The 19023-nt window shown below is 41.6% G+C and carries 16 protein-coding genes; 15 read left to right on the top strand and 1 reads right to left on the bottom strand.

Annotated elements, in window-relative coordinates:
* Positions 1-234 precede the first annotated feature (234 nt).
* From EL171_RS09445 to EL171_RS09410, 8 genes are all read left to right on the top strand, one after another.
* Positions 235-2397 carry a methylmalonyl-CoA mutase family protein gene (locus EL171_RS09445; RefSeq protein ID WP_005384991.1) on the top strand — a complete coding sequence of 721 codons (2163 nt, stop codon included), beginning with the start codon at positions 235-237 and terminating at the stop codon, positions 2395-2397.
* Between the two features lie 4 nt (positions 2398-2401).
* Complete coding sequence (gene scpA, locus EL171_RS09440) at positions 2402-4591, top strand: methylmalonyl-CoA mutase (protein ID WP_005384992.1); 2190 nt, start codon at positions 2402-2404, stop codon at positions 4589-4591.
* On the top strand, positions 4584-5828 hold the full coding sequence (meaB, locus tag EL171_RS09435; RefSeq protein WP_005384994.1) for a methylmalonyl Co-A mutase-associated GTPase MeaB: 1245 nt from the start codon (positions 4584-4586) through the stop codon (positions 5826-5828). Before scpA ends, meaB begins: the two co-directional genes overlap by 8 nt.
* A 297-nt stretch (positions 5829-6125) precedes the next feature.
* The gene (locus EL171_RS09430) at positions 6126-7016 is read left to right on the top strand and encodes a DUF3829 domain-containing protein (protein ID WP_005384998.1); all 891 of its coding nucleotides are present in this window, start codon (positions 6126-6128) and stop codon (positions 7014-7016) included.
* 50 nt (positions 7017-7066) lie between these two features.
* Entirely contained in the window at positions 7067-7324 is a 258-nt protein-coding gene (locus tag EL171_RS09425) for a hypothetical protein (protein WP_005384999.1), read from the top strand.
* 201 nt (positions 7325-7525) lie between these two features.
* Positions 7526-8131, top strand: a complete 606-nt coding sequence (locus tag EL171_RS09420) for a MotA/TolQ/ExbB proton channel family protein (protein WP_005385001.1) — start codon at positions 7526-7528, stop codon at positions 8129-8131.
* On the top strand, positions 8128-8532 hold the full coding sequence (locus tag EL171_RS09415) for an ExbD/TolR family protein (protein WP_005385002.1): 405 nt from the start codon (positions 8128-8130) through the stop codon (positions 8530-8532). Before EL171_RS09420 ends, EL171_RS09415 begins: the two co-directional genes overlap by 4 nt.
* Positions 8533-8536: 4 nt before the next feature.
* Positions 8537-9370, top strand: a complete 834-nt coding sequence (locus EL171_RS09410; RefSeq protein ID WP_005385003.1) for a hypothetical protein — start codon at positions 8537-8539, stop codon at positions 9368-9370.
* A 58-nt stretch (positions 9371-9428) separates the two neighbouring features.
* Here EL171_RS09410 and EL171_RS09405 read toward each other — a convergent pair whose 3' ends face one another.
* Positions 9429-9839 carry a hypothetical protein gene (locus EL171_RS09405; RefSeq protein WP_005385004.1) on the bottom strand — a complete coding sequence of 137 codons (411 nt, stop codon included), beginning with the start codon at positions 9837-9839 and terminating at the stop codon, positions 9429-9431.
* A gap of 346 nt (positions 9840-10185) precedes the next feature.
* Between EL171_RS09405 and purB the strand changes: the two genes are divergently transcribed.
* The 7 genes from purB to EL171_RS09370 all read left to right on the top strand — a co-directional run bounded on the left by purB (position 10186) and on the right by EL171_RS09370 (position 18808).
* Complete coding sequence (gene purB / locus EL171_RS09400; protein WP_005385009.1) at positions 10186-11481, top strand: adenylosuccinate lyase; 1296 nt, start codon at positions 10186-10188, stop codon at positions 11479-11481.
* Between the two features lie 210 nt (positions 11482-11691).
* Complete coding sequence (locus EL171_RS09395) at positions 11692-12840, top strand: MFS transporter (protein ID WP_005385010.1); 1149 nt, start codon at positions 11692-11694, stop codon at positions 12838-12840.
* Positions 12841-12955: 115 nt separating this feature from the next.
* On the top strand, positions 12956-14239 hold the full coding sequence (locus EL171_RS09390; RefSeq protein WP_039968849.1) for an adenylosuccinate synthase: 1284 nt from the start codon (positions 12956-12958) through the stop codon (positions 14237-14239).
* Positions 14240-14781: 542 nt separating this feature from the next.
* Entirely contained in the window at positions 14782-15126 is a 345-nt protein-coding gene (locus EL171_RS09385; RefSeq protein ID WP_005385014.1) for an ArsR/SmtB family transcription factor, read from the top strand.
* A gap of 2 nt (positions 15127-15128) precedes the next feature.
* On the top strand, positions 15129-16625 hold the full coding sequence (gene dinB, locus EL171_RS09380; RefSeq protein WP_005385016.1) for a DNA polymerase IV: 1497 nt from the start codon (positions 15129-15131) through the stop codon (positions 16623-16625).
* A 109-nt stretch (positions 16626-16734) separates the two neighbouring features.
* A complete protein-coding gene (locus EL171_RS09375) occupies positions 16735-17019 on the top strand; it encodes a hypothetical protein (protein ID WP_039968851.1) in 285 nt (94 codons plus the stop codon).
* Between the two features lie 325 nt (positions 17020-17344).
* Positions 17345-18808, top strand: coding sequence for a catalase (locus EL171_RS09370; protein WP_005385023.1), 1464 nt, complete (start codon positions 17345-17347; stop codon positions 18806-18808).
* Positions 18809-19023 lie beyond the last annotated feature (215 nt).

Genomic DNA, 19023 nt, shown 5'->3' with positions numbered 1-19023 from the left:
ATACTTTTCAACAAGGAACCTTACGTGTCACTTTTGGGTGGCACGTTTTTTGTTGCCCTTGAAAGTGACTGTTGAGCATATACATCAGGCTTTATTGTTAGTAAACTGATGGACACAGATTTGAGGTTGATGTGATCCATAGATAGGAAAGCTTTGGTGGTGTATAAGCATAACAATTGTAGGTACGGTGCGCTGTTTCTCGGTATGGTTTCGAGTTGAAAAGGAGGCACATATATGTCTGACAAAAAGACTTCAAAGGATGCTGAACGCGATCTATTAGCTCCTGTATCCTTTGATGAATTTGAGAAACCTACGTATGAACAATGGCAGGCAGAGGTTGAAAAGGCGTTAAAGGGTGGCGACTTCCACAAGAAGATGTTCACGAAAACCTATGAAGGTATTACGTTGCAGCCGATTTACACACCTGCATTGCATGCAGAAGCAATTCCAAAGGGCGTATACCCTGGGGCAGGTGAGTTCTTACGTGGCACTAAGGCAAGTGGTTATATTAAAGACTCTTGGGGTGTATCCCAATATGTAGATGACTCTTTGCCTAAAGATGCTAATCATGCAAGTTTATACGAGATTGTAAAAGGTGGCACTATTCACAATATCCGCCTCGATGAAGCAACACGTCATGATCAAGACGTGCAAGTAGGCGCATCTGTTGGCGTTGGTGGTACATCTGTATCCACCATGGATGACTGCAAACAATTAATCGACCGCTTCAATTTGAAGGAAAACCCTTTGTACATTGAAACTGGTGCTTCTGCAGCCATCTTGCTTGGCATGTTAGCGGCTACAGTGAAAGGCGCTAAAAAACAAACGTCTGACTTGAAAGGTCTCGTTGGTGCTGACCCTATCGGCGTTATGGCGAAAGACGGTGCTTTGCACATTTCCTTAGATACAGCCTTTGATGAAATGGCACATACTGTTGTATGGGCTAAAGAACAGGCACCAGAGCTTAAAACAGTGCTTGTATCCGGCGATGTATACGCTAATGGCGGCGCTAACGATGTGCAAGAGGTTGCCTATGCATTGGCAACGGCTGTGTGCTACGTGCGTCAATTAGCACAACGTAACATCGACATTCACACCATCGCGAAGAGCTTGATGTTCACATTCTCCTTAGGTGCTAACTTCTTTATGGAAATTGCTAAATTACGTGCCTTACGCGTACTTTGGGCTCGTATTATGGAAGCTTTCGGTGCTGAAGAAGCGGACCGCGCCGTTCATGTACACGGCAGAACATCTGCTTTCACAAAAACTGTATACGACCCATATGTAAACTTGTTGCGTAATACGACACAAGCATTCTCTGGCGTTGTAGGCGGTTTGAACAGCCTTGAAGTATCTCCATTTGACCAACCAATTCGCAAAGCGGATGATTTCTCTCGCCGTATTGCCCGTAACATCCAAGTTATGTTGCAAACTGAATTCGAGTTGCGTCAACCTGTGGATCCTGTAGGCGGTTCTTGGTACGTGGAAACATTGGCTGCTGAACTATGTGAAAAAATTTGGGCTGAGTTCCAAACCATCGAGTCTAAAGGAGGCATTATTGCAGCCTTGAAAGAAGGCTATCCTCAAGCTCAAGTGAAAGCAATCCTCGAAGAACGCTTCAAGAACCTTGCATTCCGTAAGGACGTTGCAGTTGGTAACAACATGTATGCGAACATGACGGAAGAATTGCTTGATCCAAAACCAGAAAATCAAGAAACATTGCGTCAAAAACGTGCTGCTCAAATTGATGAGTACTTGGCAGGTGCAGAGGCTGATGCGGTTGTGAAAGCACAGGCTACTCTAGAAGCAAGTACAACAGAACCAGGTGCGTTGATTGGACTTATTGAGCTTGGTGCATTACAAAAATTGACAATCCGTCAAATCCGTAAGGCTTTAGATGCCGGTGATATTGCTTCTGAAACAATCGAACCAATTACAGCACATCGCTGGACTGAACAATTCGAAGCCCTTCGCATGCGCACGGAAGCGTATAAACAACGTACGAAAGACAATGTGAAGGTATTCTTGGCTAATATGGGCCCAATCCCTCAACATAAACCTCGTGCGGACTTCTCCACAGGCTTCTTCGAAGTAGGTGCTTTTGAAGTTATTAAAAATGATGGACATGAAACAACGGCTGATGCGGCGAAGGCTGCTCGTGAAAGTGGTGCCGATGTTGTCGTTATCTGTTCCACAGATGATACATATCCAGAATTAGTACCACCACTCGCTAAAGAGTTGAAAGAAACTATGCCGAATGTAACAGTTATTTTGGCAGGGGCGCCTCCTAAGGACCTTGAGCCTGTATACCGTGAAGCTGGCGTAGACGACTTCATTTCCGTTCGTGCAAATTGCTACGAAATCTTACATACGTTACAAGATAAGAAAGGGATGTGAGCTCATGTTTAAAAATCCAGACTTCTCCTCTCTTGGCTTGGGTACGCAGTCCGCAACATCTCGCGATGCATGGCTTGCTGAACTTCAAAAAGAAACAGGAAAAAGCTTTGAAGATTTATATAATACGACAATGGAGCAAATCCAACTAAAACCTCTCTACACAGAGATGGATTATGAAGGAATGACACACCTTGACTACATGGCTGGTGTACCTCCATTCTTGCGTGGACCTTATTCCACAATGTACGTAACTCGTCCTTGGACAGTACGTCAGTACGCTGGTTTCTCCACAGCAGAAGAATCTAATGCGTTCTACCGTCGTAACTTGGCAGCGGGCCAAAAAGGTTTGTCCATTGCCTTTGACCTTGCTACACACCGTGGCTATGACTCCGACCATCCGCGCGTAGTAGGTGACGTTGGTAAAGCCGGTGTTGCGGTAGACTCCATCCTCGATATGGAAATTCTGTTCTCCGGTATTCCTCTCGACCAAATGTCCGTATCCATGACAATGAACGGCGCCGTATTGCCTGTCATGGCGTTCTATATCCTAGCTGGTGAAGAACAAGGCGTTGATAAAAAGGTTATGGCTGGTACAATCCAAAATGATATCTTGAAAGAATTCATGGTGCGTAATACCTATATTTACCCTCCAGCTACGTCCATGCGCATTATCGGTGATATCTTTGCGTACACTTCTCAGTACATGCCTAAATTCAACAGTATCTCCATTTCTGGCTACCATATGCAAGAAGCAGGTGCTACGGCAGATATCGAATTAGGTTACACCTTGGCCGATGGCCTTGAATACATCCGTACCGGTGTAAATGCAGGCCTTCACGTAGATAAATTCGCCCCACGGTTGTCCTTCTTCTGGGCAATCGGTAAAAACTACTTCATGGAAGTAGCGAAAATGCGTGCAGCTCGTATGTTGTGGGCTAAGATTATTAAGAGCTTCGGTTCTGAAAATCCAAAATCCATGGCTCTTCGTACACATAGTCAAACATCTGGTTGGTCCTTAACAGAACAAGATCCATTCAACAACGTGGCTCGTACATGTATGGAAGCGATGGGTGCTGCATTGGGTCATACTCAATCCCTACATACTAATGCACTTGATGAAGCTATCGCATTGCCTACGGACTTCTCTGCCCGTATTGCCCGTAATACTCAGCTTTATATCCAAGATGAAACTAAAGTATGTAAGGTTATCGACCCATGGGGCGGCTCCTACTATGTAGAAGCATTAACTGATGAATTGATTCGTCGCGCTTGGGGTCATATCCAAGAAATCGAATCCCTTGGTGGTATGGCGAAAGCAATTGACACTGGTCTTCCTAAGATGCGTATCGAAGAAGCGGCAGCTCGTCGTCAAGCTCGTATCGACTCTGGCCGTGAAGCTATCATCGGTATTAATAAGTATCGTCTAGACAAAGAAGATCCATTGGATATCCTCGACGTAGATAACACAGCTGTACGAGAAGCGCAAATTCGTCGTCTTGAACAATTGCGCGCTAACCGCGATGAAGATAAGGTTCAATCCTGTCTCGAAGCGATTACCAATGCTACAGAATCTGGGGAAGGCAACTTGCTTGCCCTTGCACTTGAAGCTGCTCGTGCTCGTGCATCTTTGGGCGAAATTTCCTTTGCTGTTGAAAAAGTTTGTGGTCGTCATAAAGCAGTTATCCGCTCTATTTCTGGCGTATATTCCAGTGAATATGAAGATGACGATGTAATCAAAGAAGTACGTCAAATGGCAGATGATTTCGAAGAACTCGAAGGTCGTCGCCCTCGTATCATGATTGCGAAGATGGGTCAAGACGGTCATGACCGCGGTGCTAAAGTTATTGCTACATCCTTCGCAGATATGGGCTTTGACGTAGATATCGGACCTTTGTTCCAAACTCCAGAAGAAACAGCACAAGACGCTGTGGATAATGACGTTCACATCGTCGGCTTCAGTTCTCTTGCAGCAGGTCACAAAACATTGTTACCTCAACTTGTGGAAGAACTTAATAAACGTGGTCGTGGAGATATTTTGGTTGCCATCGGTGGCGTAATCCCTGCTCAGGACTATGAGTTCCTACGCGAACATGGCGCAGTGGCTATCTTTGGCCCTGGTACAGTTTTGCCAGTAGCGGCGAAAAAATTACTAGAAACATTGACTAGCCACGTTCAAGACGAAGACAATGACTGATAATAAACGGCCTACTCCGGATGAATTGCGCAATGCACAAAGCGTTGCTGGTGGCAGTAACGCTCCCGAATTAGGTGTAAAAAACGCAAACGCCGAGGGTAGTACGTATCGTCCGGACTGGGTGCCAGAAAATGCGAAGAAAGATGATACCTTTGCGTCTCACGTGATGAAAGGCGTCAAGGAAATGCACGATGGCCTCTTATCTAGCTCCGCGCATCTGGCTCCGTCGGTACGTCCCGTACAGCGGCGAAAGAAGTTAACTGTCGCTGATTATGTACGCGGTATCGAGCAGGGGGACCGCGTTATACTTTCACGGGCTATCACATTAGTAGAAAGTAATAATAAGGACCATTTCAAACTAGCTCAACAAGTATTGCAAGCCGTATTGCCTCGTACGGGCAAGGCGTTGCGCATCGGTATTACTGGTGTGCCTGGGGCCGGTAAAAGTACATTTATTGAAGCTTTTGGTAACATGCTCATTGAAGCTGGTTACAAGGTGGCCGTACTCGCTGTAGACCCTACAAGCCAAGTCACAAAAGGCAGTATTTTGGGCGATAAAACGCGGATGGAAACGTTGACGAAACATCCTGAAGCCTATATTCGTCCGTCGCCGGCTGGCGGTACACTAGGCGGTGTGGCTCGTAAAAGTAGAGAAACGATGCTACTTTGCGAAGCTGCTGGGTACGATATTATTCTCGTCGAAACCGTAGGGGTTGGGCAAAGCGAAGTCACTGTGCGCTCCATGGTAGACTTCTTTATGCTCATCGTCTTAACTGGTGCAGGCGATGAATTGCAAGGCATCAAAAAAGGCGTTATGGAACTGGCTGATGCGATTGTGGTCAATAAGGCTGATGGGGACAACCTCAAGCGTGCTCTCATCGCTCGTAGCGATTATGATCGGATGCTACATTACATCCGTCCAGCTACGGAAAAATGGAAAACCCAAGCCTACACTTGTTCTGCAGTGACGAAGGATGGTCTCGATGAATTGTGGGATGTGATCCAAGAGTTTGCTGAACAAGGTAAAGACAATGGGGTATTCTTAAAACGCCGTCAAGAACAATCTCTCCGTTGGGTACGTGATATGATTGACGAACACTTGCACAACCTATTCTTTAATAATGTCGTCATTCAAGGTCGTATGGGCGAAGTGGAAGCAGCCGTTTTAGACGGTGAAATGAGCGAATCTCAAGCCGTTGAAGAATTAATTGGTGTTTTCGATAAGTCCATTAAATAAGTAGATAGCTACATACCTATTTGATAAGCTGGCATAACTTATCTATTAAGACACTCCGATTAGCTATCATACTGATTTAGACATATAAGATGTATCCAGAAAAGGCATAGTATAAACATTACTATTGGGTTTACCCCAATGGAGATGTATACTATGCCTTTTTATGTGCTTGTGAAAGCATATTCATGAAACAAATTTCATAAAAAATACGGTTGATACTTTCATAAATAACATATATGATATATAATTTAATCATAAACTGTTACTTGTGTGTGTGATTAAAAAGAGAGGTTCATTATGAAACCACTAGTAAAGAAAATGTTAACAGCCGTATTGTGTGCATCTACTCTAACAGCTCCATTATTTTTGAGTGGTTGTAGTTTTTCTAAGATTGCCAATGGGGTGCAGCAAGGCGCTCAAAAGGCATCGCAAAAAGACATTCAAGTCTTTAATCAGTATATTGAAGCAGTTGGTAATTTTAACAGTGGTACCGTACGCTTTGGATATGCTATTAATCCTTCCATTCAAAAACTAAGAGAGGGTCAACATTTATCAAGCTTTATGGCACCAAAGTTTGATAGCTTACAACAAAAATTACAAGCCGCTAAAGATGCGGGCATACCATATGATGATATGAAGGAACCTCTTGATAACGTATTAGCCGTATTAAAGGACATTGTACCAGTAGCAAATGAATTGGATACGTACTACCAAACTAATTCATATCAAGCAGATAATTATGCTAAGGAACAACAATTAGGACCTAAATACGTTCAACTATATGATCAATTCTATGCAGCATATAATCAGTTAGACGCAGTAATTCACAAACATAATACGGAAAATCAACAAGAACAGTTGAAAGAACTTAAAGATTCCGGTAAGAAAAATGCAGCTGCTGCTCAAGAAGTTCATTTACGTTTAACTGCATTATTGGATAGCTTTGAAGAAGGCAAGCAAATCGATGTAAATGCGGCGAACCAAGAGTTGCAAGGAATCATGGATGTATCCAGCAGCATTACTAGTCCGGACTATAACTCTGCTAAAAATCATTTAAATACAACTATTGGTAGAATTCGTACATTCTTAGGTGACCAAACAGCTGATCATTACAATGATATGATTGAATCCTACAATAGCTTTATTGGCAGTGTAAATCGCTTGGATATGAATAAACTTGATAAATAATATCTAATCGTATATACCATGTTATGTAATGTTAGGAGAGGAACATTTAAATGAGCAAGAAAATGTTATTACCCGTTGGTGTAGTTGTTCTAATTATAGGTATTGTTATCCTATTATTAAATCCAGATCCAGCTACAACGAATTTGGAAATTGCAAGAAACGCTACTAATGCGCGAGAGGCAGCTAAAGCGATTTCTTCTAATAATCAAACCTATGCATGGATGTATTCCCTCGGTATGTTCTTTACTGGTTTTGGCGTGTCCTTAACAATCGGTGGCATACTTGTAAAATTCCTTAAAAAAGATTAATAGGATGTAAGAGATTATAAGCCTTCTAGGTTGAATTTAATCTGGACTATAGCTAAATCAAGCTTACATTAAAGGCTATACTAATAGATATATCACTATTAGTATAGCCTTTTTTTGTCCCATACATATTTTTAGATGCCTTAAAACGTGATATAATTAACTCTAATGGGGCCTAGAGGGTAACGGCTTTTGGAGGTTAGTATGAGTAGCATAGCGCATTTATTTGTGGCTGGTGGATTTGTAATGTATCCGCTAGTAATTTTTTTGCTCTTTGCGTTGATGATTGGCATTGAGCGTATCGTTTTATATCGCAAGTTTACGAAGGACTTGCGTCGCTTTAATAAGGTATTAGAAAAGAACCAAAGCTGGGTTATGTTACCGAGCATATTGGAACGCGACACCTTGGAGTTAGGATCCTTATTTGCTCGTGCTATTCGCAGTGCTAAGAACTACAATAGCTTGGAAAATCGTTTGCAAGATATCGTATCCTATGCTGATGAGCGATTAAAACGCGGCCTTAGCTGGCTTAGCATGATTGTAACAATGGCTCCACTATTGGGCTTGTTGGGTACCGTGCTTGGCATGATTCGCGCCTTTGCTGTCGTAGGTGGCGATATTGGGGCTCCTACCATTATTACAGGCGGTGTATCCGAAGCCTTGGTAGCAACGGCGACAGGCTTGACGGTGGCCATTATTGCACTAGGCTTTCACAGTTACTGTGCGGCAAAGGTCAACGATTCTATTACTACATTAGAGCATGAGTGTGGTAATATCCTCGATGCGTACAACGAGGAACATGATATATGAGACGACGCACATTAGGGGTTAAAAAAGAACCGACCATCATGATTATCCCTATGATCGATATCGTATTCTTCTTATTGGTATTTTTCATGGTGGGTACGCTGTACATGAATACAGAGCAGCAAATTCCGCTTAATTTGCCATCTGCATCCACTTCTACGGCAAAATCTATCGAGCCTATTACGATTACCTTAACTACAACGCATACGTTATATATTGATAATCAGGAAATTTCTTCGGAACGCTTGGCGGAAGAGGTACGCTCTATTGTTAAACAAGCACCGCGACAAGCCTTTGTTATCCGTGCATCTAAGGATGTATACTACAGCGAGGTTATCGCTCTGTTAGATATGCTCAAGGTTAATGGCGCTAAATATATTAGTGTCGCAACGGAACGGAAGTGATTCTATGTTTGAATCGCATTATTTGAAACCGTTCATCGTGTCCTTAGGTATTACGACGATACTCGTCTCTGGGATGGGGCTTTCCTTGCGAGGCATGGCGGGCACTGGGGCAGCTCATGATGCGGCTGAAATTAGCTTTGATTTGCCTGATGATGGTGAAAGTAGCGCAGAGGTAACCGAACCAACGCCACAACCGGAGGAGAAGGTAGCACCTGCAGAGGCTGTGCCAGAACGTACAGAACCAAAGTCTAAATCTCAGTCACAACTTATGGTGGAGTCCGTGACGCCTGATGAAAGTGAACGAACTAAAACATTAGATACAAATGCTAGTACACAAGAGCAGCGACGAGAATGGGCTATTCCTAAGGCCATCGAATCTGAAGCGGCTGGCGTAGATCAAGCAGTTGTGACTCATGATAAACAATCAAAACCGAAAGAGGCACCTATGGGTAAGGATGTTACATCTGACCCTAATGCCAATGGTGATGGTCGTACGGAATCAGCTGACTTGTCATTCCTATCAGATCTTGCGTGGAGTTTGTTGACCCCAGGTCAGCAAGAGCTATTACGACAACCAGCTATCAATCCAAGTGCATATCTTCGTCGCGTGCAAGAACAAGGGGCGAGATCTTCCGTGGCAGGAACTGTTACGGTGAAGGTAAACTTTGGTGAAGATGGACATGTCATTGTTGCTCAGAACACACCGCGCATCGTGGTGGACGGCGTGCCGCCTGATGTGATGGAAGAAGCACTGCGCATTGTTAAAACCAGTGGTAGCATCGTCAACAACTCTGGACGTATACAAACCTTAACAATCCCTGTCGTTATGGGACAATAAAGAGGCATATCACATACTATGTATGTAAGATATGCCTCTTTTACTTTTGTATATCTTATTAATCTTGGTTTGTAAGCATTGTTTTGGTAGAGTTGAACACTGCAAGATATACGATAGCACCACCGATAAATAATGTGATTTGCATAGGTGCACTAAATTGATCGACACGCCATAACGCGAAGGCGTAGAAGAACATTGTCACTAGCATGATGAGAAACGCAATGATAACGCGTACATTGGTGTTAACCGCTAAGGATGTAGTAATGCGAGATTTGTTGAGTATTACATAAATTAAGGATACGATAATATCTGCTGTAAAGATAGAGAACACATAATTGAGATCAAACTCTCCAAATAGAACTACAGCCAAGCCGATAAAGCTGAGTCCAAAGAATAGGCGCAATAGCATGCCTATAGTATTCGATTCATTGCGCTGCGCACGACGCTCTTTGCGATTTAAATTTGCCATGAAAGCCTCCCCATAATGATATACAAGTTTATGTATATTTCAGATAATTCTAGTATATCATTTTATTAGCACGAATACATAGAGACGGAGTTAATATAACTCAATTCTATTAATTGTTTACTTAGAAAAGACATCATAAGTAAGGTCATTATAAGTAAAGTCATTATAAGTCGAAACGTATCATAAGACTTTAATGAATGGCTGTCACTTTCAATAAATACGAACGATTAGTAAATTTAATATAATTATCATTCGGAAAATTTAGGTCCATTCATTGAATGGAGCTTTCACATATGGTACAATTATTGTATAAGAAATCTAGCTTTTATCATGCAAAGGAGACATCATGATACCACGTTATACACGAGAAGAAATGGGCCATATTTGGAGCGAACGCAACGAGTTCGACACAATGTTATTGGTAGAAACATTGGCATCCGAGGCACAAGCTGAGTTGGGCGTTATCCCTAAAGAAGCGGCTAAAGCCATTCGCGAAAAGGGCAATTTCGACGTTGAACGCATTCATGAAATCGAAAAGGAAACAAACCACGATATCATTTCCTTCGTAACAGCAGTAGGCGAATACGTAGGTCCTGAAGCGGCTAAATATATCCACCTTGGCCTTACATCTACTGACGTTAAAGATACAGCGCTTGGTTACATGATGAAACAAGCTTGCGACATCTTGATTGAAGATTTGAAACGCTTGCACGAAGTATTGCGTCGTCGCGCAGCTGAGTTCAAATACACACCTATGATTGGCCGTACACATGGTATTCACGGCGAACCAACTACATTTGGCTTGAAATTAGCATTGTGGATGGCTGAGGTAGAACGCGACATCGAACGCATGGAACATGCTCGTAAAAGCGTTGCTGTTGGTAAATTATCCGGCGCCGTTGGTACATATTCCAACATCGATCCATTCGTAGAACAATATGTATGCGAAAAATTAGGTCTTGAGCCTGTTAAAATCGCTACGCAAGTAGTACAACGTGACCGTCACGCTGAATTGTTGTCCACTATTGCTGTTGTAGGTGGCACATTAGATAAAATCGCTTTGGAAATCCGTCACTTGCAACGTACAGAGGTGCGCGAAGCAGAAGAATACTTCAGCCCTAAACAAAAGGGTTCCTCAGCAATGCCTCATAAACGTAATCCTATTACATGTGAAAGAATTTGCGGTATGGCTCGCTTGCTTCGTGGCTACGCTCAATCTGCTTACGAAGACCAAGCTTTGTGGCATGAACGCGATATTTCCCACAGTTCTGTAGAACGTGTTATCTTGCCAGATGCAACAATTGCATTGAACTACATGCTTCACCTTACAATTCGCACTATCGATAAATTGTTGGTATATCCTGAAACAATGCTTAAAAACCTCAACCTTACAGGCGGCCTTGTATTCAGCCAAACAATTTTGACTCACCTTGTAGACAAAGGTGCAGTACGTGACGAAGCATACCGTTGGGTTCAAAAATACGCTATGGAACGCTGGCTTGAAGGCAAAGATTTCGCAACAGGTCTTAAATCTGATGAAAACATCAAGAAATATATGACTGCTGAAGAAATCGATGCATGCTTCGATCCTCATAAATTGTTAAAACATGTTGATACAATCATGGCTCGCTTTGGCCTATAATTGTAGGGTACTTCCCATATAACATATGAAAGACTAGGGTAGGTATAGACCAACAAGCCTATAGCACATACATTAGGCTGTTGGCTATATCTACCTTTTTATTTTGAAAGCAACCTGTTATTTCCACTATTTTACGAACAATTACGAGCAAATTTCCTAGTAAGCATCTCTGTATCTTAGGGGAAATTAGCTATTGTATTAGGAGGTTATATGAAACGTATTATACGAAAGTACGGACCGCCTATTTTTCATTGTATTAATGACTTTGGACAAGGTTCACTAGCGGCGCTCATACCGTTCTTTATCGCTAATTTTGGCCTTAATTACTATCAATCGGCGTCCATTATTTTCTGTAACACCGTGGTGGCTTCCATCGCGCAGCCTATCTTGGGCTATGTGGCGGATCGGTGGCGCGTGCCGTGGTTCATTCCTGTAGGGTTTACCGTAACGTTAGTCTCTATCAGTGCCATTGCGCTGGCGTCGAGCTATGAAATGATATTGGCTCTATCGCTCATTGCAGGGATTGGGGCCGCATTGTTCCATCCTGAGGCGGCTCTTCTCGTGAACCGCACGCAATCTAATGAACTTGGTAATGCCATGGGACGCTTTGCGGTTGGTGGCAGCGCTGGTTTTGCACTAGGTCCACTCCTTGCTGGTGGTGTATACGTCTTTGGCGGTCAATTCCTTTGGTTGTTCACGGCGATTGCATTGATTGGCGTGTTGCTGTATGTGTATGCATTTACTGGCTCTACAGATACCGATGCTATTGGTGAAAGTAAAAGCTCTGCTAAATCTACTAATAGTGGCACTAACGATTGGGTTAGCTTCGGCAAGTTATTCTTTGTTATTGCTTCTCGATCTATTTTATTCTCTGTACTATCCATTTTTATCCCTATTCTGTATATTACAGTTATCAACGGAGAAGCCAGTGCATCGAGTTTAGCTTTAACGATGTACTTTGCAATGGGCGCGGTTCTTACCTATATGGGCGGGGCGTTGTCAGATAAATTAGGCTTCCTTAAAACAGTTCGCTTAGGCAATCTTATCTTCTTGCCATCTGTCTTAGTGTTTATCTTTGTGCCTAACATCTGGGGCTTTTTCGGCGCCATGATTCCAATGGCCTTTGGTGTATTCTCACAATACGGGCCGATTACTGTACTAGGTCAAAAATACCTGGCTAAAAATGCAGGCTTTGCATCTGGTATTACACTAGGCCTTGGCATTACCTTAGGTGGCCTTGTAGCGCCATATGTAGGTCATATAGCCGACATCTATGACGTACAAACCGCATTGATGACACTGATCCCTGTTGGTGCTATAGGTTTACTCATGAGCTTTTGGCTGAAAGAACCAAAATAGCTCACGCTTTTGGGAAGAAACTAAAGATTGAATTTGTATAAATACTTTCACAGAGTCCGAACATTGTTGTATAATGTTAGTGAATTATTTAGACTTTCACATGGAGGATATAGATATGGCAACAAGTATGGTTATCGGCACTCAATGGGGTGACGAGGGTAAAGGTAAAATCGTTGACTGGATCGCGGAACGTGCAGACGTTGTAGTGCGCAGTCAAGGTGGTAATAATGCAGGTCATACTGTTGTGGTAGATGACAAAGCATTTGCTCTTCGACTTTTACCAAGCGGCATTTTGTACGATAACAAACAAAATATCGTGGGTACTGGTGTTGTAATCGACCCTAAAGTATTGTTACAAGAAATTGAAGGCCTCGAAAAACAAGGTAAATCTGCAAAATCCCTTCATATTTCTGACCGTGCGCATGTTATCATGCCATATCATATCGCTTTAGATAATGCAGAGGAAGCATCTAAAGGTGATGCTAAAATCGGTACTACTAAAAACGGGATCGGTCCTTGCTACGCTGATAAAATTAACCGTATCGGCATCCGTATCTGCGACTTGTATGATCTTGAAACATTCAAACAAAAATTAGCATACAATGTAGAATTCAAAAATAAAATGCTTACTAAAGTTTATGATGCTGAACCAGTTAACTATGATGAAATCTTAGTGGATTACATCAAATATGCTGAAGCATTGAAACCATATGTAACAGATACTAACATCGCTGTTCTTAAAGCAGTTAAAGAGGACAAAAAGGTATTGTTCGAAGGCGCTCAAGCTACTATGCTTGACCTTGACCATGGTACATATCCATTCGTAACATCCTCTCATCCAATCGCTGGTGGTGCTTCCACAGGCGCTGGTATTGGTCCAAACTACTTGAAAAATATCTTCGGTGTTGTAAAAGCGTACGCAACACGCGTTGGTGCAGGCCCATTCCCTACAGAGCTTCTTGATGAAACTGGCGATAACCTTCGTGAACTTGGTCATGAGTTCGGTACTGTAACTGGTCGTCCTCGTCGTTGTGGTTGGTTAGACCTTATGGTTGTAAAATATGCTGCAGGTCTTAACAGCTTAGATTACCTCGCTATTACACGCTTGGATATCCTTGATTCCTTCAAAGAATTGAAAATCTGCGTAGGTTACAAATTGAATGGTAAAGACGTAGAAGGCTTCCCAGCTAACTTGAAAGATCTTGAAGCATGCGAAGCAGTGTACGAAACATTGCCAGGTTGGGAAACTGATATCTCTGGTATCCGTAAATACGAAGAACTTCCTGAAAATGCTCGCAAATATGTAGAACGCATTGCAGAAGTAACAGGTGTACCTTTGGGTATCGTATCCGTAGGTCCTAACCGTAACCAAACAATCGATTTAGTAAACGTATTCTAAGCTATATCAATTTGATATAATAGGATTCCTCTAGAGTAGACTAGAATTTATCATTATAAATTCTATGGTTTTTCTACTATGCAATCGATTTATAGAATTATACAGATAAGGCCCCTCCATGAGGGGTCTTTTGTATTGAAAGTTATGAGAACACTAAATCGATATAGTTTATATCTAATCCTTTCGGTTGCTAATGTAGTGCGGTATATCGAAGTATGCTATAAGGTTATCAGAAAATGTGTATATCGAAAATTCTGTAGAAGAAAATTGCGTAAAATCTTTATATATGCAGTACGATGTATAACTAAATAAATCTATGAGATGAAAATTTATTTAAAATATTCATAGCGAATAGCCTATATTGTGCTAAAATTAGTTTATAATGTGGTAAAAATTACTCACTCATGTAAAATTGGCATTCATAATAAATTATTAAGATACAAATATAAAGAAAAAAATAGATTTACATTAAGAAATAGTATATAATAGAGTCAAGAAAGTAGATTGACATTTTTTGATACGGATTTTAGGAGTTGAAAGATATGGTTGAAGTTTCTTACGAACGTTTAGCTACGATTTTCAAGGCATTAAGCGATGAAACAAGATTACACATCATCGATATGTTGTCTTGCAATGAATTATGTGCAGCTGATATTTTAGCTAGCTTCAATTTGTCTCAATCTACGTTGAGCTACCACATGAAAATCTTAATTGATGCAGGTGTAGTTAACTCTCAACGTAATGGCTTATGGACTCGTTATTCCATTAATGAAGCTACATTTGAGGATATTTTAGATATCATCCCTCAATTATATAAATCTAAGGATGAGTGTATTTGCGCACAAATTAAATACTGCCGTATTTCTGAGCACGAAAAAGAAGCGTAACAATGAGACGATGGATTATGCATGTTGATATGGATGCATTCTTCGCGTCCATCGAACAACTGGATCATCCAGAATATAAAGGCCACCCCGTTATCGTGGGTGGTCTTTCTTCACGTGGTGTCGTAGCTACCTGCTCTTATGAGGCCCGCAAATTTGGTGTTCATTCGGCTATGCCTATTTCACGGGCTAAAAAACTTTGTCCCGATGGTATCTACGTATATCCACGGATGGACCGTTATAAAGAGGTATCGGAACAGATTTTTTCCATTATGAAAGAATTCACGCCTCGCATTGAGCCACTATCTATCGACGAAGCCTTTCTCGAGGTAAGTGGCATGTCCACCATGTACAGTGGACCCAAGGCACTGGGCAGAGCCATTAAAGATCGAGTGTTTGAGGAAACCGGTCTGATTATCTCTGCAGGGCTAGCACCGAATAAATTCCTTGCCAAACTGGCTTCTGATTTAGATAAACCAGATGGTCTTGTGGTCATTCCTTATGGTCGTGAAAAAGAGATTTTGGCGCCACTACCTATTAAACGTATTTGGGGTGTTGGTCCTCATACGGAAAAACGATTGAAAGCTGGTGGCTTTCACTTGATGCGTCATATTCAAGCATTATCTGATGAAAGCAGTTTAATTCCTCTTGTGGGCAATCAGGCGCGCCGCATATGGGAACTGGCGAACGGGATTGACGATAGACCGGTGGAGACGGATCGCAAAATACAGTCTATCGGAGCTGAAGAAACCTACGAAGAAGATTTAACGGATGGCAGTGCCATTGAACTAGAGTTTAGATACTTTGCAAACCGCTTATCAAAACGATTGAGAAAACGTAACCTGTTAGGTCACACCGTGTCCATTAAGGTTCGTTATGATGATTTCACCACCGTATCCCGCCAAAAGCGGTTAGATACGCCATCAGATCATGAGCATGTGTTTTTTGAAACCGCATTGCTTTTGTGGAATAAACTGATGCAAGATAAGACGAGCAAACAACCTAAAGGTATAAAGAAAGATGTGGAAGCACTAGGGGCGACTACAAAGGTAAGATCTACTCATTTTAAATATAGTAGTTCCAAAGATAGTAAATCTAACTATATTGGTTCTAATCATAGTACTTCTAAACTTAGTGGTTCAAGTGAGCGTAATTTTATGGAGCCTCCAGGTCCTATCCGTTTATTAGGCCTCACAGTAAGTGGTCTTGATGAAGAAGTGCCTATGCAGGATAGCCTCTTTGAGTCACCACAGGATGAAACAGAAGACAAGCTAGCTGGTGTACTAGATTCGTTAGAGTCTAAATTTGGGGAGACTGTCATCATGAGCGGGGCGCTGTGGCAACGCTTTCACGGAGAGAATGGAATGCGTAGAAAACGATCAGAACTCAAGTCTGCAGTAGATGCACAGTCTACTAATGAGGATGTGGAATCTACTAAAATGGATAAGGGCTTTGACCTAGATAAGAATGGTGATGTAGGCGACATTAACAAGGATATATAACTCGATACAATAGACTCATAAAGTTTATATTGAATACTTTCGCTAATATATTTATTCATGTTACAATATGGATATAGTGTTTAAAAATTACCGCAAGAGAGGTATAGATATGAGTTTATTTCGTGTAGCCATCCATTATGGTATCAACAGCAACGGCTTCTTATCCTATGACACAGAAGCAAAAACAGTATCCGTAGAGTTACCTGAACAAGAATGGGCAGATAAGGTTCTCGCTTACTTGAACGATGAACATGCTATTGAGCATGCTACAGGTCTTGATACGTATGAACGGTTGAACGTAAAACCATTAGAATCTTTGGATAATTTTAAATTAGCTTTGACACGCATGTGGGAAGCTATCGACGTGCAAGTTGATTGGAGTCGTCCAGCATAATAAAAACACCTTATAATCACTTTGTTGATTATAAGGTGTTTTTTCTTTATATATGCTTAATTAAGTAGGCGTGTATCTTAAAATACTAGATGGCAAAGGTGGTATGATAGGATTTTATATTACTTATTAGGCTGTTGATAGGTATATTCATTAAGATTATGTATATATGATTTATGGAAAGTTAATCTTGTTATTCCTACAAAACTATGTTATGATTTATATATCAATAATAATTATCCGTTGCTAATGATTATCTGATGGATAATTATTTAATATGTAAGTATAGATGATTCATATATTGTATTTCTAAGTAGGAGGTTGTAACATGAGTGAAGAAAAGAAATTAACAACAGCCTTTGGCGCTCCTGTACCGGATAATCGCAATTCTGCAACAGCAGGTAAACGTGGTCCTGTTTTGATGCAAGACGTTTGGTTGATGGAGAAATTAGGTCATTTTGCGCGTGAAGTAATTCCTGAACGTCGCATGCATGCTAAAGGTTCCGGTGCATTCGGTACTTTTACAGTAACTAATGATATTACTAAATATACAAAAGCAAAACTTTTCTCTGAAGTAGGCAAGCAAACGCCGTTATTTGTGCGTTTCTCCACCGTTGCCGGTGAGCGTGGTGCCGCTGATGCAGAGCGCGATATTCGTGGTTTTGCTGTAAAATTCTATACGGAAGAAGGTAACTGGGACCTCGTAGGTAACAACACACCTGTATTCTTCATCCGCGATCCATTGCAATTCCCTGATTTAAACCGCGCTGTAAAACGTAATCCTAAGACAAATCTTCGCGATGCGACAGCAAACTGGGATTTCTGGACTAGCTTGCCAGAAGCTATTCACCAAGTGACAATTGTAATGAGTGACCGTGGTATTCCTAAATCTTACCGCACAATGCATGGTTTCGGTAGCCATACATACAGTCTTATCAATGAAAACGATGAACGCGTATGGGTTAAATTCCACTGGGTTTGCCAACAACCGATTGAAAATCTCTCCAATGCTGAGGCGGCTGAGATTGTGGCTAATGACCGTGAAAGCCATCAACGCGATCTCTTTGATGCTATCGAATGCGGTGATTTCCCTAAATGGAAATTATGCATCCAAGTGATGACAGAAGAACAAGCTAATAACATGCCATACAATCCATTCGACTTAACAAAAGTATGGTACCATGATGAATTCCCATTGATCGAAGTAGGCGTAATGGAGCTTAACCGCAACCCTGAAAACTACTTCCAAGATGTAGAACAAGCTGCATTTGCACCATCTACTATCATTCCTGGCGTATCCTTCTCCCCTGACAGAATGCTTCAAGGTCGTTTGTTCTCCTATGCCGATGCACAACGCTATCGTTTAGGTGCAAACTACCATCAAATCCCTGTTAATGCGCCTAAATGCCCTGTAAACAGCTACCATCGTGATGGTCAAGGCCGTGTAGATGGTAACCATGGTTCCACAATTGGCTATGCACCAAATAGCTTTGGCGAATGGGCTGAACAACCACAATTCAAAAACCCTGGTCTAGACGTATCTGGTGCAGCATACCAATACGACTTCTACGAAGATGACTCTGACTTCTACACACAACCAGGTAAATTGTTCCGTCTCATGAGCCCTGAAAAACAGCAAATCTTGTTTGAAAACACAGCAGCAGCTATGGATGGTGTACCTGATTTCATTAAAGAACGCCATGCAAAACATTGCTACCAATGTGATCCAGCTTATGGTGAAGGCGTAGCTAAAGCCTTGGGCATGAACATCGATTTCAGCGATGTAAAATAAATTAATAGATCTCTCTAACTAATAAATCCCTTACAAAACTCTCTTATATTTACATAAATAACCCCTTAAAAGAACATAAAACAATCCTATAAACTTGCACACATTATATAACTATTTATGTAAATGATATTCTATCTAAACAACATAAACGACTAAAAGAACTTCCTTAAACTAAAACGAAGCCCCTCCTTGCTATGTAGTTCATAGTAAGGTGG

The organism is Veillonella dispar (assembly GCF_900637515.1).
In the GTDB taxonomy this organism is placed as follows: Bacteria; Bacillota; Negativicutes; order Veillonellales; family Veillonellaceae; genus Veillonella; species Veillonella dispar.
This window is presented reverse-complemented; position numbering and strand designations above follow the sequence as displayed.